This is a genomic window from Microbulbifer sp. VAAF005 (genome assembly GCF_030012985.1).
Lineage (GTDB): Bacteria > Pseudomonadota > Gammaproteobacteria > Pseudomonadales > Cellvibrionaceae > Microbulbifer.
Window position 1 is genome coordinate 4,976,814 of the sequence record NZ_CP120233.1, and the last position, 26,307, is coordinate 5,003,120.

Sequence of the window (26,307 nt, forward strand, 5' to 3'; positions counted from 1 at the left end):
ACCCAAAATAACCAAGCAATAGCGCTAATGTGGGGAGTTGACTTGCAAGATGGTAACTTCACGCCGAACTCAATATTTATCCCTACAATAGAATCCCGTTCATCTTGTATTTAACCAAGGGATGCGGCTACAAGCATAAAACTAATGAGCCATTTAAATCATTAGTGAACTTTCACAATCCACGATTTTGCCTTTAGTTAACTATATGAATAAGAGTATTACTCTTTAATCTTTTCAGAAAATCATGGGGTAAATTCCAATGTGAACTGAATTCTCCAATGGTTGACTGAGGCTTCCTTAGTCAAAAATGTATAAAAATATAGGCGCGAAAATAATCTTATTGGAATTTATTCAGTTTGTTTAAATCTCAAAGCTGCGTAAAATCGATAGATATTTCTGGTATTTTGGCCGTAATTGAGCGAGCCAATTAAAAACGCTTCAGAAGTTTAAATAGTATTGAAAGCTTCGAGAGAGTCGAGAATTTTCTAAAAGACCCATCCCCTCAAAGGAGAACGGTAGCGTGAAGTAAGAGTAAGTAAAAGGCGCTGACCCAAGGTGCTAGGAACACCCGGGGCCAGCTGACCAAATTGATATTCTACCTATCAAAAGTCGAGTAGACCAAAGGAACTTCCCCTTCGACCTCTCACAGAACCGTACGTGAACCTCTCAATTCATACGGCTCTTCGTATTCAGCACATTTTCAATCTTCCCATTCTCCAGTGTGCAAACAAGCCGCGCATTTGTTGACGAACTTTTCCAATAAAGGCCCAACTTTTGAAACAGCTTCGCTTCAGATGCTTAAACTTCTTCCTGGCCCAACGCATCAGCGTTTGGTCAAGATACTTCTGAAGTCGATAAACACCATATCTCCGCCCAAAGTGACCATAGTAGTTCAGCCAACCCTGTATTGCGGGATTAAGTACTTTTGCCATTTCAGATAGTGATCGATCCACCCAGTTTATTACTCGCCATTGCCTGACCTTATCCTTAATCCTCTTGAAGGCCTTAGGGCTCATTGAAGGACTAAATGCGGTGAAGATCTGTCCTTGGCGATTCCTTGCTTTTCTGGGACCAAATCGAAAGCCCAGAAAGTCAAAGTGGATCACTGGGTGGGAGTCTTTACGATTACTGTTCTTGCAATAGACCTTGCGCGTTTTCTCTGGATGAGCCTCAAGCCCGCAGGTAGTCAAGCGTGCTTTTAGAGCCGCCAGTAAGCGATCCGCCTCTCGAGGATTACGACAATGGTAAACAGCATCATCCGCGTAACGCTCAAAAGGAATATCTCTGTGCGTTCTCACCATCCAGGCGTCCAGCGCGTAGTGCAAAAACAAGTTTGCCAGTAGAGGGCTGATTACACCCCCTTGTGGAGTACCTTGTGTTCGCTCTTCAAGCTGTCCGTCCCGATGTTGTACTGGAGCCGTTAACCAGCGCTGTACATAGAGCCTGACCCACTGATGATTATTATGTTTATCTAATGCCTTCAGCAGGAGTTCGTGATTAATATTGTCAAAGAAACCCTTGATATCTAAATCAACTACCCAGATTCTATCCCAGCATCGTTGTCGAGCTCGGCGCACTGCGTCTATAGCAGATTTGCCTGGCCGATAGCCGTAGGAGTCAGGGTGAAATACCTTCTCCAATTCTGGCTCCAGCAGTTGCTTAGCCACCATTTGCGCAATGCGATCTTCGATTGTGGGGATACCCAGTGGTCGCAGGCTGCCATCGAGTTTCGGAATATCCACTCGTTTGACGGCTGATGGAAAATAGCTGCCAGATGACATCCGATTCCATAGCTTGTACAGGTTTTTGGCGAGATTCGATTCATATTGCTCTATCGTTATCTCATCAATCCCCGCTCCGCCGCCATTGGCCTTGATCTGCTTCCACGCTTCCCAAACCGCTCGCTTGGGAATATTGAATGGCTTTGCGCTAATCGTTAATTCCTCCCCATCTGGGTTGATTACACGGTTAGTCGCCGAATACGACAACCCCTTCGCTCCACGTCCATTACAGCCGCTTCTCCACTACTACGGGTTGTTCCGCCCCTGTGACCAGTCTTGGTACTCAACGTCTTGCAGGGCCTCTACTTGACGCTCTTCCTTAACACCTGGACGACAGGTTCTCCTGTTCCACCCAAAAGCCTGTTGTGTGTTCACGCCACCTCTATGCCGGATGCCACTCGGTCGGTAAACAGGTAACCTCCAAGCTTATCCCCGCACTTAGCCAGTGCACGGGTTTTGACATCATCTTGGTAATACGCTTTCGACACCTCATCAGTGGTTCATTTGCATTCGTCTCTACACAACATACCTGACGTATCTCGTACGCCTTTTCCTCAAGCGCTTCTAACCAAAGCTCTTTACTCCGATCACCTTGAGGGGGTTTGTTATCACTTCCTGCAAAGCGATAACGGAGGGCCGACCTCCATCTCCTGGATAGCACGTATTTTTTTTTTTATTTATAAAAAAAAAATACTCAGGACGCACTGGCTATATGGATAATACGCTAGAAACCCGCTCGTCTTCAATAAAGTGGAGTACATTCAGCGGCTTGGGGCCTGTTCCCAAGCTCTGGAAGCCTAGCGCCCGTCTTTTCCTCTTCTCTGCCTACCGCCCCCGCGCACCACCCCACATTTCCTCCAAACGTTAAACCCAAGCTTTCCCACCCCGGAAGCGCCCAAACTTTGACCATCGAAGGAAATAAGTATGTTGATCTTAAAGCGACGGACAGGTGAACTTCTAAGGATTGGAGCAAATGTCTCAGTCACAGTGCTGGAGGTGAAAGGTAATCAAGTGAAGATAGGCATAAGCGCACCCAAATCACTCCCCATCTACCGTGAAGAAATCTATGTGCGGATCAAAAAGCAGCAGAGAGCAAAGGCCTGAATATCCTAAAAAGGGTAGGGCAACTTAAGGCACCCAGTAATTAAAAGATGGGATTCCAAGTAGAATCATTGCGCCTCTGTTCGGTAGGGGATATACGCGCTCTGATTCGAATGCCTCTTGGATCCCAAAGGTGATTAGGTAGCGAACTCGGAGTGGCCATGCTGAAGTCTTGGAGGTGTTTAACAAGCAGACCCTCTTATCCGACAGGAAGAGAGGGTAGGCAAGCCTTGCCAGCGCCATAAGACGTGTACTCAATGCTTGGCTTGCTATACACAGACCCTCCAGATGAATGTTGACGAGCCCACCAGTTGTTTAAAGCGGCTTTCGGCGTTGTGCTAAAGCTAGAGCCCACGGCTGCCAAGATATCTAGCCTCATAGTGATGGAGGAATATTTCCGTCAGTGCTCCCTAGCTCTTGTGCGCCGAGTCAGCGATCAATCCAGCTGCCAGCAATGGAGGTTCCACTTTTGACGGAATCTGTGCTTCCCTTCATGCTTTCCCGAGCCTGTAGTCAGCCCCCCAGATTCGTTGTTGCCACGTATAAGGGTGGTAGCAGCGGAGAACCTGTTGACGCCGGGTGACAAAAATTAGGAGATCAATAAAGTAGGGGTAGAAAGGTGAGTGGAGGTACTGTATATCGACCTGTACTTACAAGAAAGTGAAGCTTGGGCTTACAGGTGGGGAGGAGGTCGCGCCTGATGATATGGAGTACACCGTGCGCAAGCGCCTGCGAGTGATGGGGCTGATTTTAGGGTATAAGTGGTAGGCTAGACATAACTCTCAGATCGTCGGTTTGTGGTTATATAGATAGGTTTTGACTGAAAAGTATACAGTTGTGCACTCTACAACAAAATCAGCAGCAGCTGCTCCTATTTCTAGGTGAAACTCCGTAACTCATTGATACTTAAAGGGTTCCAAAAATGATATAAAGCAGAGAATATACAGAATTATAAAGACGCTGCTTGGTATTTATTCTTGCATATTTGCGCCAAGTTACGATAATTCATTGATTTTATGAGCTTTTTTGAGTCCCCAAAGGAAGTGAGGCATAGAAATATAAAGCAGGGTGATATAAAGAAGCTTCTTTTGAATTAACTGTTAAGTCATAGTAGAAATGAGATACGTGGAATCAAGTTATTGGAGATTAACGGTGCTAGTACTGTCGGTTACGGCAGTTCTGATTTTTTTCCGATTTCATATTTTTATCACGGTAACTCCATTCGAATGCTGGAGTTTTGAGGAAGTATGGGATTACCGCCCGGATCCATTGAATCCTTTTTGGATGTATACGATAGTTTTCCTGTTGCTTGCTATCTGGTCACTTTTGGAGTTGGTACTTGGTATAGTTGCAAAATCCCAGCGATTTGTTCCTTTTTTCTCGCTCGTTTTAATGATATCTGTTTTCTTTGGGCATATGCATTTTTGGCAATCATTCCAAGTTATGCGTGGAGAACAAGAGTTTAGTTACTTTACTCTCAAGCTGGTTCACTTTAAGAAAATTGGGCCAGAGGTTAGGCTTTCAGGTTTCCCTCCGAGCTGGCAGGAGTATGTGATCGAAAATAGGTGCGCTAAAGGTTTGGCAATTTCAAACATGTCAGATCAAGAGCGGAAAGAGCTTCATAGCAAGTACTTGAAGCTCTGGCAGTAGGGATTTAACAAGTTGCTGAAGTACACTCCGGTCGCAAAGATCGCGGCCTCCGTGGGACAACCTACACTGCGTTTCGGTTGCCCCTTAGCAAAGCGCTAAGTTTTATACACAAGTTTTTCCGGTTTTATTATGTAAATCAATAAGTTACAGTTTGACCTGGCATGAATTACAGATTTGATTGGATAATTATGCAGGACTGGGTCATGGACGAAATAAAAAATCAGGTTATGGATGATACACGCTTGAATAAGCGCCTGTCTAATATTCTCAGTAATTTAAGTTCCGACCCAAAGAATAGTATTCCCTGCGCAAACAAAACTTGGGCAGAAACGTTTGCGGCTTATCGCTTTATCGAAAATGATAAAGTCAACTTTGACTCTATTATGAGCGGCCATAAATCAGCAACTCTTGAGAGAATCAAAGCGCAGCCCGTTGTTCTTATTCCTCAAGATACTACCTTTTTAAATTTTGCCACTGACCTAGAAAGTAAAGAGATGGGAACTCTTCGACGGAAAGAGACCAATCAGCAACTTTTGCACACCTCAATCGCTATAACGCCATCAAGGGTTAACTTGGGTGTTGTTGAGGGTAGTATGTGGCAGAGAGACAAGGTGTCAAGCTCTAATTCTCGCTATACCAAGTCGACAAAGGATAAGGAGAGTCGACGCTGGCTAGACCATTACGAAACGGCTTGTCAGATACAGGAGCGCTGCCCTGAAAGCACAATTGTGAGTATTGCTGATAGAGAGGGTGATATTCATGAGTGGTTTCAACGGGCTGAAGATCAAAGTGAACAGCGGCGGGCGAGCTATATCGTTCGAGCTAAGGCCAATCGCACTTTAGAGCTCGATGGAGAAGAAACAGTTTTGCTTTGGGATCATATGAATGAGCAGAAATCTGTTGGTCTATACACGGTAGATATTCCCAAACGGAATGGAGAACCTGGAAGAAAAGCCAAAGTCAGTGTATCCACTACTGAGATACGGCTACTTGGGAAAGGAAAATCTAAACGACCACTTTCTCTCTATGCTGTATTGGCTAAAGAATTAAACCCACCAGAGGGTGAAAAAGGCATTGAGTGGATGCTGTTAACTGATCTTCCAGTTGAAGACTTTAAGCAGGCAAGAGTTATCATTGAGTGGTATCGAAGCCGGTGGGAAATTGAAACCTATTTTCGGGTAGTAAAAGGCGGATGCCAGATAGAAAGTAATCGTTTTAGAGCAGAGCAGCGAATGTTGAATTGTATTGCGATCTATATGATTATTGGATGGCGACTACATTCGATAACTACACAAGCAAGAAGTCTTCCTGATGAACCATGTACGAGTGCTTACTCTGAAAAAGAATGGCGCATGGTATGGATGATGCGAGATAAAAGTTCCCCACCGAATATACCTCCAAGCATAAGAGATATAACGCGTATGTTGGCAGGCCTAGGGGGATTTCTAGGACGTAAAGGTGATGGCGAACCAGGGGTTAAAACTGTTTGGCAGGGATATACCAAACTGCTCCATTATATTGAAGCAGCAGAGGCTTTAAATGGGCTTAAATGATGTGTATAAAACATAGTGCAGGCGTTATGTGTCGTAGAGATATATGGGAATATTTGAAGTATTCATGATCGTTTTCATTCCAGCTGGCACTCTGTTGTTGAATGCCTGGCGGAAGAATATGAACGGTACAAAAAGGTGGCCGCAACTTGCATACCTATTTGTATCATTGGCGATGGCTGGTTCGCCTTTGATTTATGTACGCAGCATAGCGCCAAACCACACGGCACTTGCGGTTGTATTAGCTGGAGTAGCGTTTTTTTGATTCGCAATAGTTGGGGGGCGTAGTGCAAACACATAACAAGTTTGTCAACGATCGCCCTTCGGGCTGGACAGCATTAAGCGCTGCTTCGCAGCAAAGCTACCCGTTACAAAGGCGTAAAGGCAAGTAAACATGTACAAAGGCTTGTGCCATATATGTGATCGTCAGATTCAGAACACTGGATTTGATAAGTGTATGTATTGTGGTGCTGAGCTTTTAGAGAATCAGAAATTTACAGAGTCTGAGAAATCTGTAATCGAAGATAAGCGAAAAGTTGTAGAGAAAGAATTGCGGCAGAAGAAAGCAGCGCAAACAAGAGTGCCATCGTCAACTGATGGTTTTGGTGGTGGCATAGATTTTGGTTTCGGTGACTCAGGCTGCGATTAGTTGAGGCCTTAACAAACACAGGCAGTTTGCCACGGCCCTCCGGACCCCTGCGGGACGGCTTACCTTGTGCGCTTTTTTCGCAGGTCGCTCCGCTCCCATTTTTTCGCAAAACGTGCACAAAGTAAGCCGCCCTGCTGTGGATGTTTAGGCTGTAGAAAAACTAATTTATGTCTTTGCTTTCTTAGATGCGATCAAATATTGACCATAAATGGAGATTCTCCGTGAATTCTGATCTAGCTTTCACTGGTGAGTAGGCTGTTTTTTACGTAGAAGCACAGTACGAAAAGAGGGCTGAGTTTTTCTACACCCTCGTTATGTGAATCAGGCTGCTGAGATATAGGCATGGAAGATCTACTGGGGTTCGTGTTAATTGGCTTGCTCTTAGATGTCACATTTTGGGGGATTAGCTATGCTACTGGCGCTGTATTAACTCCAATAATCTCTTTAGGAAGATGGAGGCCCGAAAGTATTAGTCTCAATAGAGAGGGTGGGGGTAGGCGCAGTAAACAAAACGGATTCACTCTCATTGAAAGAGATGACCAAGTTTATCTCGGAGCATTAGCAGTTGCGTTTATCGGTCTGGTTTTTTGGGTGGTAGTTATAATTCTATTGTGTATCACATAACAAGTTTATGTTGTCGCCACTTCGTGGCTGGGACGTCTTACGCTACGCTCCAGCCGCCCCAAATAAAAGCGTTAGGTATACAGGCATGGACCAGCTACTCAGAAAGATTTTAGATGATATCCAATCGGTGCCGGATTTTTCCGGCACCGATCTTAAGGACATAAATGACACGAATGCATTTGGTGATAACGCTCTCCATTGTGTTTGCGTATGGGGTGACATAGATGCTGCAAAATTGCTTGTAGAAAATGGCATCAATATCGAGCAAAAAGGTGAAGGTGGATTTACACCTTTGAAAGTGGCTGATGATTTTGAGCACTTTGAAATTGTTCGCTATCTAATATCGAAGGGTGCCAATGTCGAAGCTCTTGAAGCGGAATTCCAGTTTGACCGTGAGGCTAACTCACAGCATATGAGCAATCTACAGGAAAGCATCAAAGAGCTTGAGCAAAAAGTTAAAAACGAGTGTGGTAAAAATTCCTAACAAACGTCAGAAATCCGACATTTATTCCGGTGCTTGTTTTGTGTTCGCTGCGCTCATAATACAAAACAATCCTCTCCAGAAATGCGGTTGTGGCGGACGTTAGCTGAATAAAGAATTAGAGATATGGCAGGAATATTTAGCTTTACATGTTCATGTTGCGGTGAAGTCCACGAAGGCTCTCCTAGCTTTGGTTTCAAAGCTCCTGATCCGTGGTTGTCACAACCAGATGAAGTAAAAGAGAAAGGAAAGATCAGTGATGACCTTTGCTATTACACAGATGAAGGTGGCACACATTATTTTGCAAGAGTAATAATAGAGATACCTATCCACGGTGTAACAGACCCATTCATGTGGGGTGTCTGGGTATCTTTAAGTGAACAAAGCTTCAAACATTATATCGAGAATTGGGACGAACCAGATACTGGCACAGGTTACTTTGGTTGGTTCTGCAGTGAACTTCCTTATTATAAAAGCACTCATTCTTTAGCAGCAGATGTAAACCCTCAAAGCGAAGGTTCAAGACCAACACTGTGCTTACATGAAACAGAGCATGAGTTTTATCATGACTTTATTAATGGTATAAGCATAGAAAAGGCGCAGAATATTGCAGAAATTTGCATGCATGGCTAACAAGTTGTCGCACAATCGTCCCTTCGGGGCTGGGCAGCCTACACTGCATTTCGGCTGCCTGTGGGCAAAGCGTTAAAGGTCTTATGCGAAACTTCGTGGTTTTAGTACAAGGTGAAAATTTCAACTTAGATGTTGAGGGGGCAATTCAACCTGCGGGATTTTTCGCTACTAGGCGTGCCGAGGCCGAAACCGAAGAGGAGGCGTCTAGCCAGGTAATTTCACAACTACTTACGGAACCAGAAATTAGTGGCAAAGGACTACCCGGCCACACCATACTTGTAAAAGTGGCTCATGAAATGCCCATAGAACACAAGAATACATATTCGGGTTTTACTTTCTACCCACTGGAGAAAGCATGACCTTTAACAAGTTTGTCAACGATCGGCCTTCGGGCTGGGCAGCCTTAAGTGTGGCTTCGCCACACAGCTGCTCGGTACAAAGGCGTTAGGCGATATTAAGTCATGGAGCAAATTCAGATAATCAAAGATAGGTCCAAGCTAGAAGGAACATGTTATATCGAGCTATGCTTAGGGAAGTACAAGGGTAAGCATTGGGACGAGAGTAGCCTGTTTTTCGATGAAGAGGTTTTTGGTCTTATCGAAGTAATATTTGAAAGGAATATTCCTAATTATAACCACTACTGTATGAATGATGCTGATTCAAACTCATGGGGTAAAATATTAACTGAGCTAAAAGAACTGAGTGAGTCACTAAGATCAGCAAATGACTTTAATGAAATCATCGGAAAAGTGAGTTTTGTATTCGGTGGTACTAGGGACTATTTTCAAAATCATTTCCAGTCTTGCAGAGGCCAGCTTCAAGAAATGATTTCACAATTGTCAGCTTGGGCAGAAACAAATATTAATAAATATGGGCACATTGCGGTATTGGGCATTTAGGCAAGATTCAGCGCCTAACAAGCGGCAGCAGTCGGATAGTTTTTCCACTCCTTCGTCGCTCCAAAACCCCCTCTGTGCCAAACGTTAGGTATAGGTATGAATCGAGATTACGTTCTAAAATATTCTCCGGCTTTACTACAGTCAGCTGCTCTTTCCTATATAAAACAACTAATCGGGCCAGTATTCCCAGTCGTTTTTATTGGTTTGTCGATATACTCCGGCATTCAAGTATATAATGAAGACTATTCTTGGAGGGTAGGCTTGGCGGGCGGCGGTGTATTTATTGTTGGTGCAATAATGATTTCATTATTTATCGGCCACTTGAAGCATGCTAAAACAACGGCCAATGAGCTGAGAAATGGAGAAACTATATTTGGTTTATCTGAATCTGGTATTAGTTTTAGTTCACCGCTAGGTTTCGCAGAAATACCATGGGGTCAGATATCTTCACTTCACCAGCATAAAGACTTTTTCATCCTTTTAGTTAACCGGGGTAATTATACATCGGTACCTCTTGCATCCATTGATGATGAGGCTATGGAATTTATAAGAAAATCTGTTCTCAAGCATGGTGGAAAAGTTGCTTAGCAAAAACCAGTATGACAGCCTTCGTAAACTTTGCTTGAAAAGCAGCAAAAAATTTCAATTCGATGTGTGTGGTTGGTGTTACGTGACTTTTGGTTCCTAGATGGATACGACAAGTTTAATGAATAACGCTCAGAGTCGGATTGAGTGTGCATTGTTAAATTTCAATGATCTTGAGGCGATCAATCGCGAGTTAGCGTCAATCTACAACCTAATACAATCTGATATTCCCTTAGCCATCCCAGTAAGTTTGGAAGTTGTTGAAACTAAGTCGCTGCAATATAGAATCTTTTATCAAGCTGGCTATGGAATGTCAGTTAATTCTATTTTGATTTCTCAAGGAGAATTTGAATCCTACCTCTGGTCTGATTGCGATGGTTGGTGTCTAGATGACGATTACTGGGATGTTAGAGAAATTGCCAGGCATCTATCCAAAATCCCTGTAATTGTTGATTATCCGAAAAATGTGGGTGAACTGTATAATAATTTTGTCCAAGGGCTTTGGGTATTTTCCCTTAGCAACGTGCCAAGCTTCGGTGGTGAGCCTCCAAGAGATTTGGAAGAAGTGATCTCATGGGATCAAAAAAATGTTCTTGTTGGAACTGAGGTTTCAAACATGGAAATCGTACCGAGGGAGACATGGGATAATATTTGCGAGCGTGAAAGTACATGGTTTAGTGGCTAGTACGTCGTACGTAACAAAACAATTAACTTCGCTCCAGCCACTGCGTGATTTCGGCCGGACCTCCGGCGCCTCCGGCCGGCTATTGCGGGCGTTAACTGTTGTAATGGGTAAATGTGATATCTGATAAATTCGAGAGAATTGAAAACCCAGACTGGGAGCCTGATGCCCTTATGCAAGTATATTTTTCTGATAAAGATACCACCGTAAAAAGTGGATACCGACCTCACTATAAGGTTAAAGCCGACTATCTTACAACTACGATTTATTGGTTTATTGATTCAGGGATTACGGAACCTAACAGGCGCGCTCTAGCGTTTGTCAAATTCACCACATCAGAGGCATATCCAAAATGCCTAAAGGTAGGTTCCAATCTAGAGGTTCGCGAAGGCTCAAGAGTAGTTGGCCATGCTAAGATACAGGAAATATATAATGACCGACCACGTAAAAGCAGCTAATAATCATAGGGAAGTTTCTATGGGCCTTCGCGGGACAGCCTACGCTTCGATCGCCCGCGCTGTGGACGTTAAAAGTATGAAGAAGGAATACGCACAATACATGATTTCATGGATTGAAAAGATTGAGTCACAATTTCAATCCCCCATTTCTGACTCCTATGAAGTAATGAAGGCTTATTGGTCAGGATCAGGTGTGGACTTCAATGAGGGTGAAATGAAGGGAAGATTGTGGGCATGGGTAGATGGTAATAGTGGGCCTAGGGAGCCTCTGAATAACTCCGTGATACCTCTGGCATGCAGAGCGGTTCACAATCAAGGCGCGGCTTCGCAGGAATGTCTAGACCTTTCAAGAAGTCGCAACGCGGAGTGTGAATCGCTCTGCAAGCCCCGAAGGGCGGGCCTTGAAGGCCACAGCTGCTGCGTTGCAGCTCTTGCAAAGGGCTACGGCCATTCGCGGCGAGCCGCGCCTAACATCTGCAGCCTTCAAGACCCGCAGAGGCATTACGGAGTTATTCAGAGGCTCCCTAGAATAACAAGTGACCAAGAAATGGCTGTGACACATATGGTTTTATGCCTTGCCTACAAAGACGAGGCAACTATGGATGAGATCAAAGATATAGGATTCTTCGAAGATCTATTAGAGCAGTATGGGTATTCTAGGTCAGAGATAAATCGTACCTATGATCAGCAAAATTTTTAAAAACTAAAGGCACCGGACGTAAAAATCGTCGCTTCGCTTTGGTATTGCCGCAGGTGCTCTAATCGTTAAGGTACTTCATGAGTAAGCTCGTCACTCTATTACTGCTAAGTAGCAATGCTTTTTTAGCTCAGGATCTAGAAGGCACTTGGGAGGATAGGAGTGGGGGCATATTTGGTGGTGAATCGGGATGGGATAAGTGTGAGTTTAGATATGACAACACTTTTCTGTGCACTAACTATCCAAAACTAGGCAGTTTGGTTTTACCCTTTGAAGGAACTTGGAAATTAATAGGGAGCACACTCACTCTTCGTTTAAATAGTTCTCATATAATAAAAACTCATATTGCCGAGATTGATCAGGATTTCTTTAGGGGGCTGGTAGAAGGTGGTAATAAATTTACGTTTAACAGGAAAAAACCTTAACAAGGCAATGCAGTTGACGTCTTACTTTGTGCGCTTTTTACATAGTCGCAGAACTCCAATATGCATGTAAAAAATGTACGCAAAGCAAGCCGCCATCGATTTCGACGTTATGTATTAGGAGAGTTCCGTGTCACCACTAGAAATTGAAAAAAAGGTACGTGACAAACTCAATAAACTCATTGGTACCACGGCAAAGAAGGAAATACTAAGTCTTTCTGAGGGGGGCCATCACACGAGTTTGATATTTTTGAGGAAGGTAAAATTATTGGTGGAGTCAGTACATCTCTATGGTTCAATAATCCTAATGCGAAAGGTAAGCAAACTGGCAATACTTCAGGTCAGGATCGTGCGGCAACTGAAATCCTGTGGCTCACTCTTTGGCAAGGTCCTGAACGAAGGCTTCATATCCTTACCGATAAAGAAATGGCAGATAGAATCTTCAAAAAATTTAATGGTGCAGTTTTCCCCAACAATGTCGAAATCCAGCACTTTGATCTAGGCTCGGGTAGCTTCAATCATGTTGGAACATTGTGAAAAACAAAACAAGTTGATACTGTTTGTTTCGGCGCTGCGAGCCTCTACCAGATAGTCCACGCTTAGCGTGGCCTACCGCAGATTAAGGTGCTCAGGCTGTAGAAAAACTAATGTGCATCTATGACCCTTTAAGTATGGTCAAATATTGACCGCATGTGATGGTTCTCTGTGAATTCTGATTTAGATTTCACTGATAAATAGGCTATTTTACACGTGAAGCGCAATACGAAAAGAGGAATGAGTTTTTCTCCACACTCGTTACATGCCTTATGGAAAATGACGTCATAGAGTTCGTATCGAACTTTACAGGGATAGCAGCAGAGAAGATCCACCTAGAAACCCTAGTGAACGACGACCTGGCTGTCGATGGTGATGATGGTGATGAGTTCCTCATCGAATTCTCTCATAAATTCAATGTAGACATCTCTGGTATCGATCGTGCGTACTTTGGCCCAGAAGGTATCTCTTTAAACCCATTTGAAGGCATCTGGGCCTTTTTAAAAGGATTTTTGTATGGATGTAAAGGAGTCACTAGAGAAAACTGGGATGACATCGCCCCTCTTCCTGTATTGGTTTTGGTTAACTCGGCTAAGTCCGGTACTTGGGAGGACTAGGCATATAATAGGGCGCTCAATGCAGCGCAGTGCTACAAAGGGCACGGACTCTAGCGGCTACGCAGCTTTCGCCGCGTTAGCGGGGGTTGCAAGTATCTAAAAAGTACGTATTTTCATGAATAAAGATAGAAATGCTGGGCCCTTGATTACGGCTCAAACAGGTTGGGAAGAAGCATACCTTATTGGTACTGAAGCTGAGCTTCTGGAATTTGCCGAAAACATCATTCAGGCAGTAAAATCTGCTAAAAGTGAAGACTTCTTTGGAGAGCCAGTTAGAGTTTCAGCTTTTGACGGAAAGGTTGGGCAATTCAGCGAGGTTTATTTCGACTGGCTTGTTGTAACCAAAGATCGAGAACAAACAATAGACCTTTCACGTAAGGTGTTGGGTTTGTAACAAGGCGCTGCACTCGACTCAGGTGCTATCGCAACTCCGCTTGGATACATAAAAGCCAAATGAATATTATCTACACAAAACTAATAGAACTGATAGGCTTAAATGAAGGAATTGTGTGGGGTGAAAGATCGTGCCATGACTCCCACTTCCGTTTACAATTTTACATTCATAATTCTAAAACCAGATTGTTGGCTCATTATGTAGCGGAGGCTTCAAATACGCCATTAAATGTTTATGCGAAAAGGCCCCTAGGAGAGCTTGATTGCGAGAATAACTTTGATAGTGAGCTTGTCCATGAATACAGGTCTGGTTTGGATGATGATACTTTGGATAAAGCATGTTGGCTAGGTTCGCATTTTACCTGGGCTATGTATAAAACTGGTATTATCAGCTCAAAAATGGAGCAAGAGTTTTGTGGTGTGTTTGGTGCGGTAAGTAGAAATGCATAGCAAGCGTATATTATTCGCCGCTGGACGGCTTTCGGTACGCTTCACCCGTCGCAAATACATACGTTAAGTTATTATGAAAATTGAGTGCTATCAATTATTCAAAGAATACAAAGATAAGGGTTTGAAGAAAAAATCTTCAAAGTCTATCCGTACCTTTATTTCACAATTTGAAAATGATGAAGAGATAAATAGCTGGGTATGGGAATGCTTGCCTAAATTGGAAACAAATAGGCACTCCAGAATTCGGTATGAGATATTTCGTGAGCTGGTATGTTCAATATTAAAGTGCGGCTCTAAAAACAACGATTTTTCCAGTACTCTTTGGCTAGGGAAGCTCGCTCAAATTATATATCAGGCTCAGCAACTAGATAAAGAGCACAAGTATAGTCAATCTATTAAAGAATACATTAAAAAGCTTAGCGAGTATCGAGATAAACTTAACAATCAAAGGCAAAGGATGCAGTAAACGGCACCCCGCTTTGGGTGCTATTAGCCAAATGGAGTGAAGCTATAAATATTTTTTTACGGATAATTGCAGTGTTTTCTGCGCTACTTTTTTGTTTGCTATCGTGGTTCGGCCCTATGGCTGAGACTTGTACTATGGGGGATACAGGTGGTTACGTTGGAAGTGTCATTCTATCTGTTCCTTTTGCATTACTTGCCTCCTTCATTATTTTTAAGGTCAAGCCGACAAATGTTTACTTTGAAAACATCTCAGCTAGTTTAATATTAATATTGTGTTTATTTGTAGGGTATATATGGTCTTTGCTTTTAGTAAACACTACTATTAGCGGCAATCACTTATGTGGCCCTGATTATAATAGTTATCTTAATGAGTACGGCACAAATTATTGGTATATTCCTTTAATACAATTAATTGCCTGCGCTCAATTGATGTTTTTTTCAATTAGGTCAGCACATAACAAATCAAGCAAGAAGAATACAGTAAATCGCACCCGTTCCTGAGGAGTTATGTGAATACACGTTATGAAACTTACTGACATAAGAACGGAGATTGGAAGCGACTTATTGAAGAAGTTGGTCAAGGAGCATGGCTGGCGGATTCAATCTGAATATAATTTAGATGCTTTCTATAAAGGAATAGACTACGATTGCTATATTCTCGAAAAGCATGGTGACGAAATACATATGGAGTGGACAAATTGGTTAGAGTGGGAAATATCTGGTGAGCAAAGTACCCTCAAAAGTTTGTCCATTACGTATGGTTTGTAGACTTCGCAACTTCAGAATTGGGCAAGAACAACCATACAAGTGCATCAACTTCGCTCCAGCCTCTACGAGGCTTCTGCCGGACAGCCCATGCTTCGCGCGGCCTGCCGGGCGTTAAATTCCAAGTCCATGTTTGAGGAATATTCAATAATTGAGAAATTTGAGGTTATAGACCGAGGTGTGGTTGTTGTGATTGCTGAAGTCACTGATAGAGCCCCTGGAGAGGTGTATAGAGTAAAAATAAGAAGTGCATCTGAAGAGTGTATCGAGGCGGAAGCTGTCAAGGAGTGGCTATTGTGTAAAGATCCAGTACCGATAGAAAAAGAAGCTTACGTACTCAAGGGAGTTCATGAATATGATCTGCAAGAAAATGCGGTTCTGGTTTTCTTCTAGAGCATCGAAATTTAATAAGCGGCTTTTGCCGCGCTCTCGGTTCTGGGACCTCCCTTCCGCTGCTTCGCATATCCTAGTCCGCCCCGAAGCCGGGCGTTAACTTTCAGCAGTAATCGAACATGGCTGAATTTAAATTAGATCTTAAAACCCTTGCGTATGGGCCCGTGGCCAAATACTTTGATTTAGCATTATTTGAGAAAGACATATCATGGTATGAAGACGCGGGATATAAAGTGTACTTCTTAGATGGAGGAAAATGGTACACAATGGAGAGCTTCCATAGTGATTGCCATGAAGTATTTTCTTTCCCTAGTTACTATGGACGCAATTGGGGAGCTTTTGACGATGTCATTTCTGAGATTGAGAGAGGTTCTCAAGGTGATGTATTAGTCTGCGTGAGAAATTTTGATTCTTGGAGTAAACGAGATATTTCCAACTCACAAGTGTTTCTAGAGATAATGTCTGATCAAACTTATTCCTATCTTGTTTACGGAAGAAAATTCGTTACGTTAATCCATAGTAACGATCCCAATCTCTCAATTAGGGAAGTGGGAGCAAAGAGTGTTCACTGGAATCAAAAAGAATGGAATGAAAGTGATCGGAGAGAGAAATGTTAACAAGACGTCGCACCCGACTCCGGCGCTGTGGCGCCTCTGCCGGTGAGATTGGCGTTAAATTACGAATATGAGGGCAAAGCTACTTTCCACAGAATCCAGAGGCATATACAGGTGTTATTCTATCAAACTTAGAAATGGAGACAGGCCAACATAGCCCAACATATGAGAACTTCACACAAAGAATTGATCGTGGTATTTATAGAATTCATTCTGATACAATCCGTGACAGGGAAGATGAGATCAACACTTAATAAGCATCTTCATTTCGATCCGGCCTGTGGCCTTTAGTGGACTTGCTGCGCTCGCCGATGAGCCGGGCGTTACATTTTGAGCATGATTAAGCACATAGATAATCCACATGTAGAATCGCTTCATGGCTACTTGAAATGTCTGTCGAAGCTTTGTGCGAATGGATATAGATTCGGAGTGGCAGCCTACGCAGCTGAGCAAGAAATTGATTTTTTCGTAAGTGAACTTGTTGCGCATTGGTCAGAAGGGGATGAATATCTCGCGGCGAAAGAATACCGTTTTAACGGTCGAGTAGAGGTCGAATCAGATTGGCTATTCAAAGAAATAGAAAGTTATATTTTCAATGGACTACTGAATAAACAGCTGATGCCAGATGAAGATGCAAGAGGGTATGCGTCGAAGATTTTGATTGAGGATATAAACGAGTATTACGGACTGCTTTCATCTTCACTAAATAAAGATGGCGTATTCCATCCCCTTTTGAGAAACCCCATTTACAAGCTTGATATAGAGGTAGAGAACGTCGAAAAATCTCTCTATTTCATTATTAAGATAGAAAATGTCTACGTATTGACATGCTTTATGAAGAGATCGCGCAGATAGAAATGTAACAAAGCGCTGTACTGGAATTCGGTGCTAACACGTCTCCGCATATGAGTTTGGAGTTATTTATAGGATATGAAAAGATCTCGCACTAAAAAAAATAGAAGGAAAAATCTAAATTCAGATCAGGGCTGTTTAAAAAGAAAATTTGAAGTTCTAGAAGATGTTACCTCTTTGGTATGTCAAAACTGGTTGTGGTTCTGCATTTTTATTTTTTCTGCAATTTGGTTGGGAGGCCATCTTTGGCAAGCCGTAACAGAGTTCGGAATTCCTAATGTCCGCACTACAGATATTATATGGTTGAAAATTCATCCATTTTTGTTTTTGGTAGTTTTTGTTCTTAAGTTGGCTTTTTGGTTTCTAAGTACAGCTTCAGTGATAGTCTTCCTTAAAAATATAGGACGTGCCAAGTAATGGATAACAATTGCAGGCATTCTATTCCGGTCCTGTGGTCCTCTACGGGACACCAAATGCTGCGGGCGTTCTAACTAAACAGTCGAGTAGAGATGGAAGTAAAATTAAAAATTTATAGGAATAGGATAGAGCTGTTTACTGGCTCTAAATTTCACTTTGAGACTCCTAAAGAGGCATTCTCAACTCAAAGACTTTTGGTTGGAGATTTTGATGCGGCGTGGAATTGCATCGTGAATGCTGAGAAAAAGTTATCTATAAAAGGACTCTTTAAACGGAAGCCCAAGGTAATTGTAGAGCCTAAAGAAATGGTTGAAGGTGGTATTTCCTCAGTAGAGGAACGTATATTCCGAGAACTAGCAATGGCTTTGAATCCTAAAAGTGTGGAAGTGCATGTGTAGTACACTAGTTATAAAAAATAAAGATATCCGACATCAAAACCATCGATTCGTTTTGGTTTTGAGGCAGGCGCTAAAAGGGTAATATTTAAAGCATGAATAATATTTTCCTGGCAATTTACAATCTAGCTGTGCTATTCGGTGTCCTTTTAATGGCGATAATGGCTGGCTTATGGTGGACCTTTGACGATGGCAAACTATCTGAAGGGGTCGTTTTTCTTGTTGGAACCTGGGTGTTGGCTTTTAACTTTCTTCCAGTCCAGGGGTTGAAGTGCTTAAAAGAGCCGGTGGTAAAATTTTACTACTTGCCGCTGGCAATACTTGGATTAATTGGTTTCATTTATGGTGTGGTGCAACATTAAAATAACAAGTTTACCAAACATCACTACGGCTAAAAAACGATCTTCACTGGGCGCTCAGAAAGCGCGCGCCGCTTATAAAATTGTTCAATTCCTCTTGGAGATTTGCAATGGATTTTGATTTCTTAAAGCCGAAGGAAAGGTTGCGACTCATGGACTTGCTCAAGCAAGTGGGTATTGATGTAAGTGATTGAGGTAACTATAAGCGAGGAGAAGAATACGCGGCTAGTAATCCAAAATACTGCTATGAGTGGACCTTTCAAGATCATGATAGCGAACTAATTGTGCTTAATTTATGGTACGAAAATATTAAGCTTCGCGAAGAAAGTATCATCCAACAATTGAACATGAGAACACTTGCAGAAGAAATGAGTTGCTCCCCCAAAGAAGAAGGGCATTCGAAATGGACTTTGCGCTTCAAAAAGCGGCACGACTTAATTGGCCTGTGAGAGTAATAATTTGTGATGGTACCCTTAGGGACGACACTCCAGATAGAAAGCGTTCGGAAACAGAAACAAGAATGCTTGATGATGAACCGTGGACATTAGAGAGTTACGATAGAGATTCAGGAGAGTGTATTTTAGTTAGAGGCATTGATGGTCCAGCGAAATATATAGATCAATTTGACGAATCAATTGTTAAATCAGCTCCGGTAGTGAGAGAAGAAGTAGCTAGCAACCAGTATTCTCGAAACCCTGACGTTAGACGGAGTGTACTGGAAAGAGCAAAAGGCTACTGCGAATTTTGTGGAGCTGAGGGGTTTAAAACCTTAGCAGGAGCTAGGTATCTCGAAACACACCATATAGTTCCATTGTCAGAGTTGGGGGAGGATTCAGCTAGCAATGTCATTGCCCTTTGCCCTAACCATCATCGCCAAGCTCATTATGGGGAAAATCGTGATTTGCTCAGAGAGAAATTTATGATTCACGTATCAAAATTGAACAAGTCAATACACTCGACCGCTGAGGCAGTGGCTGATTGAGGCATTATGTGTAGGCCGTTATGAGATCGATAGTTCTACTTCTATTTATAATTTCTAGTAACGTCATGGCATCTGGCACATGTATCTGTATAGGAGGAGCGACCGTGGTTAGTACTTCTGACGCAGCGGTTGAGGTTTCTATCTCTGAGGGGATAGCTTGTGAGGGTAATGGTTGTTGTATAACTGAGGGCTCAGATCACTCTGTCTTCTTTGAAAAAGAAAATAGCGTAGAACCTTTCCAACACTATATGTCAAAATCGGGGGCATACTTGAAAAACATGCCAAAATCATACGAATTTGGTTTCGTCTACTCGTGCCGTACAAGCGAAGAAGGTGGTTTTTCACAGTGGCTTATAGAACCACAGAAGTAAAAATACATACAAGCGCAAGTAGTTGGTACAGCCTTTCGGGCCTCCGAGGGACGCCCAACGCCATGTATGTTTTGCGCAGGTCGCTGCGCTCCCAGATTTGTACAAATCGGGCATAGTATTGAGTGCCCCTGTTGCGGGCGTTCCGGCTGTAGAAAAACTAATGTACATCTATGACTCTTCAAGTGTGATCAAATATTAACTGCATATGATGATTCTGCGTGAATTCTGATTTAGCTTTCACTGATGAGTAAGTTATTTTTCACTTAGAAGCACAATATGAAAAGAGGGCTGAGTTTTTCTACACTCTCGTTAAGTGACAAGGGGATAGTCAATGAAATCATTCATCATTAATCTTGTCGGTTTAGTTGGGTCTTGGTATATGATTGATCTTACTTCCGAAAACTCGCTTAATTCTGTTTTTGCTCCGTTATTATTTACAGCTTTCCTAATTTCTAGTGTACTGTGGTTTATTGTGAAGTTCGGGGTAACTCAGGGCTCTAGCTCTGGTGGTTACTATGGCAGTGGTGATTCTGGTAGTTTTGGAGGTGGAGATGGAGCGGGTAGTGATGGTGAGTGTTAAATCACTTAACAAGCGCATGTTGCTCGCCGTTATAGCGACCGGACAGCTTATACTACGCTTTACCAGCCGCAAATACGAATGTTATATTCACGAGGGAAATGAGTGAAGAAAGTCCCGATATTTATTTCAATATTCCTCATTCTTGTGCAAGCTGGTTGTACAACGCAGTCACAAATTAAGCTTCTACAGGGAAAGGATGAGTTTAGAGGGGAATTTCTTGTAGATTGCAAAGGTATAAAAACAATTTACGAGGGGCACAATAGCTCAGGCTACTATTTTGAGGGCTATAGCGGTGGAGCGTTCACAAAACACTCAATTAGCTTGTCAGAAATGACATCGTGGCTCAAAGAGTGTGGAGTTGATCTAAGTACCGTAAGCCAAATAATAGAGTAACAACAATACTAGCATTGCATAACTAGTAAAGCAGCACCGCCCACTACATGTGACTGAACAGTTTTAAGTAGCTGCGCTGCTCGAAATCTACCGCTGTTTGCGGTGTTTTGCAACATGAGTACTTAAGCATGAAAGAAGTTCAAGAAGTTGGCAGAAGCCTGGTTGCCGAAAAAGAAAGCAATGACTTTTGCTTTTCTCATGAAGGTCAGTTGTACAGATACAAGAAAGGCCAAGTTAAATTGCTGTGCAAGGCAAATCCTAAACTAAAGTACACAATTGATAAAGGGAAAAGCGGTAATAGATCTTACCACTATGTATTTGAGGTTATGTCGCCATTAAGAGCTGGGCCCACGGAAGTTGTGGTCCCATCAGTCAAAATGGCTTCTAAATCTGGTTTTTCGAGCACTTTAGCAACTTATGTTCCGTTTGCTCAGTTTGTTGGCAGCCAAGATGACTTCAAGTCTTACTGTTTCCAGATTTTTGAGAACGTGACAGAAAAAGAAAGTCCATAGAAATGTCAAGCACGAACGCAAGCAGAACTGGCTGGACTTACATTCCGCAGCTTCGCTGCTCCATTTCGGAACGTGTTGGCGGCATTATGCCTCAATAGCATGAATATGAAATTTGCAATGATTTTTAGCTTCACTCTGACTGGGTGTGTAAGCTTCAATATGGGCGATGGCATGTTCATTGTTCAAGGCTCTACAGCTGGAGATTGCCTCCTCTCAATATCAAAGCAAGATGACAGCCTTGTGAGTCACAATATTCGCGAGGTGGCCGGATTGTTTAGCCAAGATTTTGTGGTTTCACCTAACGAGGAAAAATATTCAGCGTCATTATTGTGCGATAATCAAGTTTTGCGACAGAAGACATTCGTATACCCAACTGAAATCAGGGTGGGTGGTGTACTTCATCTTTAACTGCGTAGTTCAGAGGCATGACAATATAGGCCGGGTGCTACGGCTCCTGTCAAAGCCTTCGCGGGGCAGCCTACGCTGCGGGTGTTTAGGCTGTAGAAAAATGAATGTGCATCTATGACTCTTCAAATATGATTAAGTATCGACCACAAGTGGTGATTTTACGTGAATTCTGATTTAGCTTTTACTTGTGAGTAGGCTATTTTTCACGTAGAGGCACAATACGAAAAGAGGGCTGAGTTTTTCTACATTCTCGTTAAGCATAAATAGGTGGGAAGATGTTACAGGCTGCAATAACTGCGTTGATACTGGTAGGTATCTACAAGTTAATTGATGGAAACAATGCCGAAAGTAGTGACTCTGATATTGATTGGTGGATTGCATTTGTCTTCGTTTTTGCACCAATGATTCTTATATTCATAATCAGTTTAGTAGTTGTAGGAAACGATTTTTCGGGGATTATTATTTTATCGGCATATTCCTTATATTTTATTATTCCGTTTATCTATTTAAAGAAAGTGCTAGGGTATTCATCAAAAAAATCTCTAAAGTGCTCTGTATGGATTCCGGTTACGGTGTTGGCTATAGAAATTCCATATACTTTGATTTTCGGCGTACACAATGCTTAACAAAGTTGTGTTGTCGCCTTCGGTTTGAATAACCTACTGCGTAGGTCGCCACATACAACGACGTAATGCGTTATAAAACATAGAGTATTGATTGAAGAATGAGCAAAGAGTAACCAAATAATCCGCTACATGGTATTACTCTTGAGAAAGTTGTTACCCGTTTGCAGGAGCACTATGGCTGGGATGGCTTGGCAGATAGGATTAATATCAGTTGCTTTAAGAGTGACCCATCAGTTAAGTCTTCGCTCAAGTTTTTACGCAAAACCCAGTGGGCGCGAGATAAAGTTGAGAATCTGTATATCTCAACTTTTGAAAAGAAATCGCCGTGGGCTAATCGTGAATAAGCACTATTTGGCAACGACATGGATGTCGCAGTGATTAGACAGGGACAGGCAGGTAGCAAGGGAATCAATGTGATTAACCAAGCCCGTTACTTTTTTCTGACCAAAAAATCGCCAGATTGGCCGGCCGGTTATTACGGGGGTTAAGTATCCAAGATAATTATGCATTGTTGTAAAGAAATGGGAAAAAGAGTCGAGCTTAACTGTAGGGATCACAAGAATAACTATGAGTGTCCAGACACCCTTGTTTCCTTTATCCCAAAGTTTGATGAATATGGTCTCATTATTCATGATGGTGGTAGTAGTTCTATTTCTATCAGGTTTTGTCCATGGTGTGGCCAGGAGCTACCGGGCTCAAAACGAGATAAATGGTTTGATAAGTTAGAGAGTATGGGATTTGATGATCCTACTGAACAAAATATACCCGAGGAATTCAATAGTGATGCTTGGTTCCGAAACACTTAAAAGCGCAGGTTGTTCGCCGCTATCGTAGCCGGACGACTTCCGCTATACTCCAGCCGCGAAAATTTCGAACATTAGCCTGTAAATAGAAATATATCAATCATGAAAAGTTGGATAGTATTTATAAGTACATTGGTATTAGCAGCAATTCACCTGCTTCTTGTAGTCATTGAGTATCCCAAATACTCAGTTAAAAGTACGTTTTCAGCTTGGCTGCATATAGAATATCTTGTTATTTTCACTCTTTCTTTTTTGTGCCTCTTTGCTTTATACAAGAAAAACTCCCTTTCATATAAAGGTGCAGTTGCATTTCTATCATTTGGGATTTTAATGCAACTGAAAAATACAGGTGTGTGGTTAATGCTTAGCTGTGGTATAGGTGTAATAAAATGCCCCGCTAATGCGGGTCCAATTAGTATATTTGTAGGTTGGGTTATGTTTGGGTACTTACTATTTCTTATATATTTACTAAATAGCTATATTAAATGCCCAAGGCTGAAGTCCTGGTACAAGCTAACAACTAATTCAAGAGGGGCGCCGCGAAGCGGAGCCCTTTAATTGGGTGTTCAGACTGTAGAAAAACTAATGTGCACCTATGACCCTTTAAGTTCACTTGGTTTCAACTATTAACCATAAATGGTGATTCTACGTGAATTCTTATTGAGCTTTCACTGATGAATAGGCTATTTTTCATGCAGATGCACAATGCAAAATAGGGGTGAGTTTTCTATACCCTCGTTATGTTGCTCCGAGAACATTATGAATTTTAAAGAAATAGAAGAATCCCTAGATATCGAACTTCCTCAAAGCTACAAGGAGTTCATTTCAAACTATCCAGATATGCTGTTAGCTGATGGTTTTTGGGCTGCGGAAGTAGAGCTTCTTAACAATCAAAATCGACTGGTAGAACTCAATCGGTTTGTAAGGTTGCACCTAGATATTGAACTTAGCTACTTTTTGATTGGAGGAAGTGGCTGTGGAGATTATTACTTTATCGACATAAGTGATGAAGAATCGCCCGTGTACTTTTGGAATCATGATATAGCAGGCTTCGACGATGATGAAGAATCGGTAAATCTGATTGAGCATGCAGGAAAGTTGCTCGAGTCTTATACTTATGTCATCAAAAACACATAACTAGTTTGGGCAGTACGGACTGTGTGGCCCAGACGTGATACATGTGCTGCAGCCAAAGGCATTATAAATTATGAGGACCTTGTGATTTACATAAAGTATTTGTTTGCAATCCTGCTTCCTTGGTTAGCGTTTTTTACAGGTGACAAGATCTATGGCTCCTCGCATTTGATGTTCCATCATCCCTGCGTTCAATCAGAGTATGGTTGCTGGTTAATGGATTTTATGAGCTTTGCCATAAAAGGGGCGTTGCTTGGCATCCTTTTAGGTTTGGCGAGATTTTCAGCCAGTCAGCTTAAAACCTCTGTAGTATCGGCGGTGGTATTGTTGACTATGGTTACTGTAAGGCTAGGCGCTGCTCGAATGGAAGGAGTCTTAACTGTCGTACTGGATTGGTACTATTGGCTAAGCTTGTTTGTCCCATTATTATTAGCTGCGGTGGTTTTTTACTTAGGTTCACGATATGTGGCAGAAAAGTTATAATAAATTGTGGAAGCACGGATGCTTTACGCAGGGCCTGTTTAACAGCAGCCCCCGCACTCCGTGTTAACTTCATGTGAATATAGAGAGAATTAAGCGAAAGAGGCAAAAGAATACTCAAGAGCAAAATTCTCTTGAAAAATATTCAATGAAAGAAGGAACCTTAGGCTTTCTAATTTCCATGGAAGGCTACAAATATTTTTTTGGATCTTTGATATCTATGGAATAGATATGAGAAGTGGCATTCTTATTTCTCTATATATTTGTCTTGAGCAAGGTTCAGTAAAAAAATGTAATGCAATATGACTAACTTCAGAATAAAATACTCAACTACACTCCGGCCGTAAGCGGCCTAATTATTCCTTGTCGATGAGTCGACTGTTTCACGTAGAAGCACTAAATAAAAATTGGGATGAGTGTGTCTAAGTCCCGTTATAAATAGGAGAAAATGATGAGCAGTGAACCAAAAGAAAAATCGAAAGCGATGAAGATTATCCAATCTATTTGCTCACTGTCTATAGTAGGTGTTATCTGTTATAGTCTAATCTATGGAGTAGAGTTAGTGTCTTCAGCTATCATTGTATCCTCAATAGCTGGCCTTGTAATACCGACGGTTATTTCTGAGTTTACAATGGGGGTCGTTGAGATTTTAACTGGCGTTTTGGAAGCCTTCATAGACGGTTTGGTTGACGCAGTTACGGGTGTGCTTGAGGCTATCGGCTCAATTTTTTAGTTAACGCTATAGGATTTTATAGGAAGTTTCTGCCCCCGATGGTCTTCACTCTGCTAGCATAATCGATTTGATTTCGGTTGTGGCGTAGCAAAGTATTATATGGGTTAAATAAGTAGATGAAAGATGAGTTTAAGAAGTTACGTAGAAAGCAAATTATGGGAAGCATTTTCTTTGCTCCTGCTCTTATCGGTCTTTTTGTCTCTCTAGAGGCTATGGAAAGTGGGGTGGAAACCTTTGCCGGTATACCTATAGTGGCCTGGATGATCGGATGCATTCTCGCTATAGTTGCATATTTAGTTTTCTCTAGATTCAATTGGCGGTGTCCTAAGTGCACAAATTATCTAGGTAAAGGTTTGAACCCGAAATTCTGCAAGAGTTGCGGCTTTGATTTGAGTTCATCCACATAACAAACAGTAGTACGATCGCCCGATAAATTTGACTGGCGGCCGACGTTATGTTTCGGTCGTCCATGTGCTGAGATCTGGCTGTATTAGGGAGCCTGGAGTATTTTTTAAAGGGAACTAATCTATTGATCTTAAAGCGAATGGCACTGTGTTCTGGAGTTCAATCTGCTGAATGGCCTGCTGTAAAAGAATTGAGTTTAATTTAAATGAGTTCAATGTAAGTTCTCATCCCAGACATTTGTTAATGTAGTTATCTCTACGCACTCGAATCACTGCTCCAGGCGAAATTCAAGGTATCTTTATGTATGCACTCTATCTTGGTCACTAGCGGTGAGCCCTTCAATGAAAGATTCGGATGATATTCTATGGCGGTAGATTGGTAGAGGCTAGGGAGCGATTAATCCTTACTCAGAAA

The 26,307-nt window shown here is 42.2% G+C and carries 34 protein-coding genes and 1 pseudogene; 34 read left to right on the forward strand and 1 reads right to left on the reverse strand.

Going from position 1 to position 26,307, the window contains the following annotated elements; translation table 11 throughout:
* Window positions 1–689: 689 nt before the first annotated feature.
* Entirely contained in the window at window positions 690–1,988 is a 1,299-nt protein-coding gene (gene ltrA, locus P0078_RS22325) for a group II intron reverse transcriptase/maturase (protein ID WP_282931929.1), read from the reverse strand.
* A 717-nt stretch (window positions 1,989–2,705) separates the two neighbouring features.
* On the opposite strand from ltrA, the gene csrA reads away from it, so the two are divergent.
* From csrA to P0078_RS22495, 34 genes and pseudogenes are all read left to right on the forward strand, one after another.
* The gene (csrA, locus tag P0078_RS22330; RefSeq protein WP_282932070.1) at window positions 2,706–2,885 is read left to right on the forward strand and encodes a carbon storage regulator CsrA; all 180 of its coding nucleotides are present in this window, start codon (window positions 2,706–2,708) and stop codon (window positions 2,883–2,885) included.
* A gap of 1,149 nt (window positions 2,886–4,034) precedes the next feature.
* Window positions 4,035–4,532: a hypothetical protein gene (locus tag P0078_RS22335; RefSeq protein ID WP_282932071.1), complete on the forward strand. Its 498-nt coding sequence runs from the start codon at window positions 4,035–4,037 to the stop codon at window positions 4,530–4,532.
* A 188-nt stretch (window positions 4,533–4,720) separates the two neighbouring features.
* On the forward strand, window positions 4,721–6,085 hold the full coding sequence (locus tag P0078_RS22340; RefSeq protein WP_502867289.1) for an IS4 family transposase: 1,365 nt from the start codon (window positions 4,721–4,723) through the stop codon (window positions 6,083–6,085).
* 391 nt (window positions 6,086–6,476) lie between these two features.
* A complete protein-coding gene (locus tag P0078_RS22345; protein ID WP_282932073.1) occupies window positions 6,477–6,731 on the forward strand; it encodes a hypothetical protein in 255 nt (84 codons plus the stop codon).
* 709 nt (window positions 6,732–7,440) lie between these two features.
* The gene (locus P0078_RS22350; RefSeq protein WP_282932074.1) at window positions 7,441–7,839 is read left to right on the forward strand and encodes an ankyrin repeat domain-containing protein; all 399 of its coding nucleotides are present in this window, start codon (window positions 7,441–7,443) and stop codon (window positions 7,837–7,839) included.
* 123 nt (window positions 7,840–7,962) lie between these two features.
* The gene (locus P0078_RS22355; RefSeq protein WP_282932075.1) at window positions 7,963–8,469 is read left to right on the forward strand and encodes a DUF2199 domain-containing protein; all 507 of its coding nucleotides are present in this window, start codon (window positions 7,963–7,965) and stop codon (window positions 8,467–8,469) included.
* 83 nt (window positions 8,470–8,552) lie between these two features.
* Window positions 8,553–8,828, forward strand: coding sequence for a hypothetical protein (locus P0078_RS22360; RefSeq protein WP_282932076.1), 276 nt, complete (start codon window positions 8,553–8,555; stop codon window positions 8,826–8,828).
* A 102-nt stretch (window positions 8,829–8,930) separates the two neighbouring features.
* Window positions 8,931–9,368, forward strand: coding sequence for a hypothetical protein (locus P0078_RS22365; protein ID WP_282932077.1), 438 nt, complete (start codon window positions 8,931–8,933; stop codon window positions 9,366–9,368).
* 96 nt (window positions 9,369–9,464) lie between these two features.
* Window positions 9,465–9,956: a YcxB family protein gene (locus P0078_RS22370; RefSeq protein ID WP_282932078.1), complete on the forward strand. Its 492-nt coding sequence runs from the start codon at window positions 9,465–9,467 to the stop codon at window positions 9,954–9,956.
* A gap of 100 nt (window positions 9,957–10,056) precedes the next feature.
* Window positions 10,057–10,638 carry a hypothetical protein gene (locus tag P0078_RS22375; RefSeq protein WP_282932079.1) on the forward strand — a complete coding sequence of 194 codons (582 nt, stop codon included), beginning with the start codon at window positions 10,057–10,059 and terminating at the stop codon, window positions 10,636–10,638.
* Between the two features lie 429 nt (window positions 10,639–11,067).
* Window positions 11,068–11,793: a hypothetical protein gene (locus P0078_RS22380; RefSeq protein ID WP_282932080.1), complete on the forward strand. Its 726-nt coding sequence runs from the start codon at window positions 11,068–11,070 to the stop codon at window positions 11,791–11,793.
* 77 nt (window positions 11,794–11,870) lie between these two features.
* Window positions 11,871–12,215 (forward strand): hypothetical protein, encoded by a 345-nt coding sequence (locus tag P0078_RS22385; protein ID WP_282932081.1) that lies wholly within the window; start codon window positions 11,871–11,873, stop codon window positions 12,213–12,215.
* Window positions 12,216–13,018: 803 nt separating this feature from the next.
* On the forward strand, window positions 13,019–13,363 hold the full coding sequence (locus tag P0078_RS22390; protein ID WP_282932082.1) for a DUF1493 family protein: 345 nt from the start codon (window positions 13,019–13,021) through the stop codon (window positions 13,361–13,363).
* A 115-nt stretch (window positions 13,364–13,478) separates the two neighbouring features.
* Window positions 13,479–13,757: a hypothetical protein gene (locus P0078_RS22395; RefSeq protein WP_282932083.1), complete on the forward strand. Its 279-nt coding sequence runs from the start codon at window positions 13,479–13,481 to the stop codon at window positions 13,755–13,757.
* A 59-nt stretch (window positions 13,758–13,816) separates the two neighbouring features.
* Window positions 13,817–14,206, forward strand: a complete 390-nt coding sequence (locus P0078_RS22400; RefSeq protein ID WP_282932084.1) for a hypothetical protein — start codon at window positions 13,817–13,819, stop codon at window positions 14,204–14,206.
* Between the two features lie 73 nt (window positions 14,207–14,279).
* On the forward strand, window positions 14,280–14,672 hold the full coding sequence (locus P0078_RS22405) for a hypothetical protein (protein WP_282932085.1): 393 nt from the start codon (window positions 14,280–14,282) through the stop codon (window positions 14,670–14,672).
* A gap of 116 nt (window positions 14,673–14,788) precedes the next feature.
* Window positions 14,789–15,172 (forward strand): hypothetical protein, encoded by a 384-nt coding sequence (locus tag P0078_RS22410; RefSeq protein WP_282932086.1) that lies wholly within the window; start codon window positions 14,789–14,791, stop codon window positions 15,170–15,172.
* Window positions 15,173–15,235: 63 nt separating this feature from the next.
* Window positions 15,236–15,439 carry a hypothetical protein gene (locus tag P0078_RS22415; RefSeq protein ID WP_282932087.1) on the forward strand — a complete coding sequence of 68 codons (204 nt, stop codon included), beginning with the start codon at window positions 15,236–15,238 and terminating at the stop codon, window positions 15,437–15,439.
* Between the two features lie 39 nt (window positions 15,440–15,478).
* Window positions 15,479–15,829 (forward strand): hypothetical protein, encoded by a 351-nt coding sequence (locus P0078_RS22420; protein ID WP_282932088.1) that lies wholly within the window; start codon window positions 15,479–15,481, stop codon window positions 15,827–15,829.
* A gap of 119 nt (window positions 15,830–15,948) precedes the next feature.
* Window positions 15,949–16,446, forward strand: a complete 498-nt coding sequence (locus P0078_RS22425) for a barstar family protein (RefSeq protein WP_282932089.1) — start codon at window positions 15,949–15,951, stop codon at window positions 16,444–16,446.
* Between the two features lie 426 nt (window positions 16,447–16,872).
* Window positions 16,873–17,298 carry a hypothetical protein gene (locus tag P0078_RS22430; RefSeq protein WP_282932090.1) on the forward strand — a complete coding sequence of 142 codons (426 nt, stop codon included), beginning with the start codon at window positions 16,873–16,875 and terminating at the stop codon, window positions 17,296–17,298.
* Window positions 17,299–17,373: 75 nt separating this feature from the next.
* Window positions 17,374–17,712 (forward strand): hypothetical protein, encoded by a 339-nt coding sequence (locus P0078_RS22435; RefSeq protein ID WP_282932091.1) that lies wholly within the window; start codon window positions 17,374–17,376, stop codon window positions 17,710–17,712.
* Between the two features lie 92 nt (window positions 17,713–17,804).
* Entirely contained in the window at window positions 17,805–18,110 is a 306-nt protein-coding gene (locus P0078_RS22440) for a hypothetical protein (RefSeq protein ID WP_282932092.1), read from the forward strand.
* 92 nt (window positions 18,111–18,202) lie between these two features.
* Window positions 18,203–18,469, forward strand: coding sequence for a hypothetical protein (locus P0078_RS22445; RefSeq protein WP_282932093.1), 267 nt, complete (start codon window positions 18,203–18,205; stop codon window positions 18,467–18,469).
* Window positions 18,470–18,869: 400 nt separating this feature from the next.
* On the forward strand, window positions 18,870–19,448 hold the full coding sequence (locus P0078_RS22450; protein ID WP_282932094.1) for an HNH endonuclease: 579 nt from the start codon (window positions 18,870–18,872) through the stop codon (window positions 19,446–19,448).
* Between the two features lie 702 nt (window positions 19,449–20,150).
* Window positions 20,151–20,399: a hypothetical protein gene (locus tag P0078_RS22455; RefSeq protein ID WP_282932095.1), complete on the forward strand. Its 249-nt coding sequence runs from the start codon at window positions 20,151–20,153 to the stop codon at window positions 20,397–20,399.
* Window positions 20,400–20,920: 521 nt separating this feature from the next.
* Window positions 20,921–21,304, forward strand: a complete 384-nt coding sequence (locus P0078_RS22460) for a hypothetical protein (protein ID WP_282932096.1) — start codon at window positions 20,921–20,923, stop codon at window positions 21,302–21,304.
* A gap of 105 nt (window positions 21,305–21,409) precedes the next feature.
* Window positions 21,410–21,712, forward strand: a complete 303-nt coding sequence (locus tag P0078_RS22465; RefSeq protein ID WP_282932097.1) for a hypothetical protein — start codon at window positions 21,410–21,412, stop codon at window positions 21,710–21,712.
* Window positions 21,713–21,987: 275 nt separating this feature from the next.
* On the forward strand, window positions 21,988–22,338 hold the full coding sequence (locus P0078_RS22470; protein ID WP_282932098.1) for a hypothetical protein: 351 nt from the start codon (window positions 21,988–21,990) through the stop codon (window positions 22,336–22,338).
* A gap of 125 nt (window positions 22,339–22,463) precedes the next feature.
* Window positions 22,464–22,682 (forward strand): annotated as a pseudogene (locus P0078_RS22475) (VF530 family protein); the annotation flags it as partial.
* 159 nt (window positions 22,683–22,841) lie between these two features.
* Window positions 22,842–23,144, forward strand: coding sequence for a DUF6980 family protein (locus P0078_RS22480; protein WP_444893327.1), 303 nt, complete (start codon window positions 22,842–22,844; stop codon window positions 23,142–23,144).
* A 756-nt stretch (window positions 23,145–23,900) separates the two neighbouring features.
* Window positions 23,901–24,278, forward strand: a complete 378-nt coding sequence (locus P0078_RS22485; protein ID WP_282932100.1) for an SMI1/KNR4 family protein — start codon at window positions 23,901–23,903, stop codon at window positions 24,276–24,278.
* Between the two features lie 81 nt (window positions 24,279–24,359).
* The gene (locus tag P0078_RS22490) at window positions 24,360–24,758 is read left to right on the forward strand and encodes a hypothetical protein (RefSeq protein ID WP_282932101.1); all 399 of its coding nucleotides are present in this window, start codon (window positions 24,360–24,362) and stop codon (window positions 24,756–24,758) included.
* Between the two features lie 445 nt (window positions 24,759–25,203).
* On the forward strand, window positions 25,204–25,488 hold the full coding sequence (locus P0078_RS22495) for a hypothetical protein (RefSeq protein WP_282932102.1): 285 nt from the start codon (window positions 25,204–25,206) through the stop codon (window positions 25,486–25,488).
* Window positions 25,489–26,307 lie beyond the last annotated feature (819 nt).

Bases quoted from the DNA above. Each gene is read 5' to 3' on its own strand.
- P0078_RS22465 (WP_282932097.1), top strand. From the start codon at position 21,410: ATGAAATTTGCAATGATTTTTAGCTTCACTCTGACTGGGTGTGTAAGC.
- P0078_RS22380 (WP_282932080.1), top strand. From the start codon at position 11,068: ATGACCGACCACGTAAAAGCAGCTAATAATCATAGGGAAGTTTCTATG.
- P0078_RS22440 (WP_282932092.1), top strand. From the start codon at position 17,805: ATGGAAGTAAAATTAAAAATTTATAGGAATAGGATAGAGCTGTTTACT.
- P0078_RS22370 (WP_282932078.1), top strand. From the start codon at position 9,465: ATGAATCGAGATTACGTTCTAAAATATTCTCCGGCTTTACTACAGTCA.
- P0078_RS22495 (WP_282932102.1), top strand. From the start codon at position 25,204: ATGATGAGCAGTGAACCAAAAGAAAAATCGAAAGCGATGAAGATTATC.
- P0078_RS22425 (WP_282932089.1), top strand. From the start codon at position 15,949: ATGGCTGAATTTAAATTAGATCTTAAAACCCTTGCGTATGGGCCCGTG.
- P0078_RS22345 (WP_282932073.1), top strand. From the start codon at position 6,477: ATGTACAAAGGCTTGTGCCATATATGTGATCGTCAGATTCAGAACACT.
- P0078_RS22410 (WP_282932086.1), top strand. From the start codon at position 14,789: ATGGCTGAGACTTGTACTATGGGGGATACAGGTGGTTACGTTGGAAGT.
- csrA (WP_282932070.1), top strand. From the start codon at position 2,706: ATGTTGATCTTAAAGCGACGGACAGGTGAACTTCTAAGGATTGGAGCA.
- P0078_RS22355 (WP_282932075.1), top strand. From the start codon at position 7,963: ATGGCAGGAATATTTAGCTTTACATGTTCATGTTGCGGTGAAGTCCAC.
- P0078_RS22445 (WP_282932093.1), top strand. From the start codon at position 18,203: ATGAATAATATTTTCCTGGCAATTTACAATCTAGCTGTGCTATTCGGT.
- P0078_RS22455 (WP_282932095.1), top strand. From the start codon at position 20,151: ATGAAATCATTCATCATTAATCTTGTCGGTTTAGTTGGGTCTTGGTAT.
- P0078_RS22460 (WP_282932096.1), top strand. From the start codon at position 20,921: ATGAAAGAAGTTCAAGAAGTTGGCAGAAGCCTGGTTGCCGAAAAAGAA.
- P0078_RS22350 (WP_282932074.1), top strand. From the start codon at position 7,441: ATGGACCAGCTACTCAGAAAGATTTTAGATGATATCCAATCGGTGCCG.
- P0078_RS22395 (WP_282932083.1), top strand. From the start codon at position 13,479: ATGAATAAAGATAGAAATGCTGGGCCCTTGATTACGGCTCAAACAGGT.
- P0078_RS22385 (WP_282932081.1), top strand. From the start codon at position 11,871: ATGAGTAAGCTCGTCACTCTATTACTGCTAAGTAGCAATGCTTTTTTA.
- P0078_RS22400 (WP_282932084.1), top strand. From the start codon at position 13,817: ATGAATATTATCTACACAAAACTAATAGAACTGATAGGCTTAAATGAA.
- P0078_RS22360 (WP_282932076.1), top strand. From the start codon at position 8,553: ATGCGAAACTTCGTGGTTTTAGTACAAGGTGAAAATTTCAACTTAGAT.
- P0078_RS22390 (WP_282932082.1), top strand. From the start codon at position 13,019: ATGGAAAATGACGTCATAGAGTTCGTATCGAACTTTACAGGGATAGCA.
- P0078_RS22365 (WP_282932077.1), top strand. From the start codon at position 8,931: ATGGAGCAAATTCAGATAATCAAAGATAGGTCCAAGCTAGAAGGAACA.
- P0078_RS22405 (WP_282932085.1), top strand. From the start codon at position 14,280: ATGAAAATTGAGTGCTATCAATTATTCAAAGAATACAAAGATAAGGGT.
- P0078_RS22375 (WP_282932079.1), top strand. From the start codon at position 10,057: ATGGATACGACAAGTTTAATGAATAACGCTCAGAGTCGGATTGAGTGT.
- P0078_RS22470 (WP_282932098.1), top strand. From the start codon at position 21,988: ATGTTACAGGCTGCAATAACTGCGTTGATACTGGTAGGTATCTACAAG.
- P0078_RS22435 (WP_282932091.1), top strand. From the start codon at position 17,374: ATGAAAAGATCTCGCACTAAAAAAAATAGAAGGAAAAATCTAAATTCA.
- P0078_RS22485 (WP_282932100.1), top strand. From the start codon at position 23,901: ATGAATTTTAAAGAAATAGAAGAATCCCTAGATATCGAACTTCCTCAA.
- P0078_RS22480 (WP_444893327.1), top strand. From the start codon at position 22,842: ATGCATTGTTGTAAAGAAATGGGAAAAAGAGTCGAGCTTAACTGTAGG.
- P0078_RS22450 (WP_282932094.1), top strand. From the start codon at position 18,870: ATGGACTTTGCGCTTCAAAAAGCGGCACGACTTAATTGGCCTGTGAGA.
- P0078_RS22340 (WP_502867289.1), top strand. From the start codon at position 4,721: ATGCAGGACTGGGTCATGGACGAAATAAAAAATCAGGTTATGGATGAT.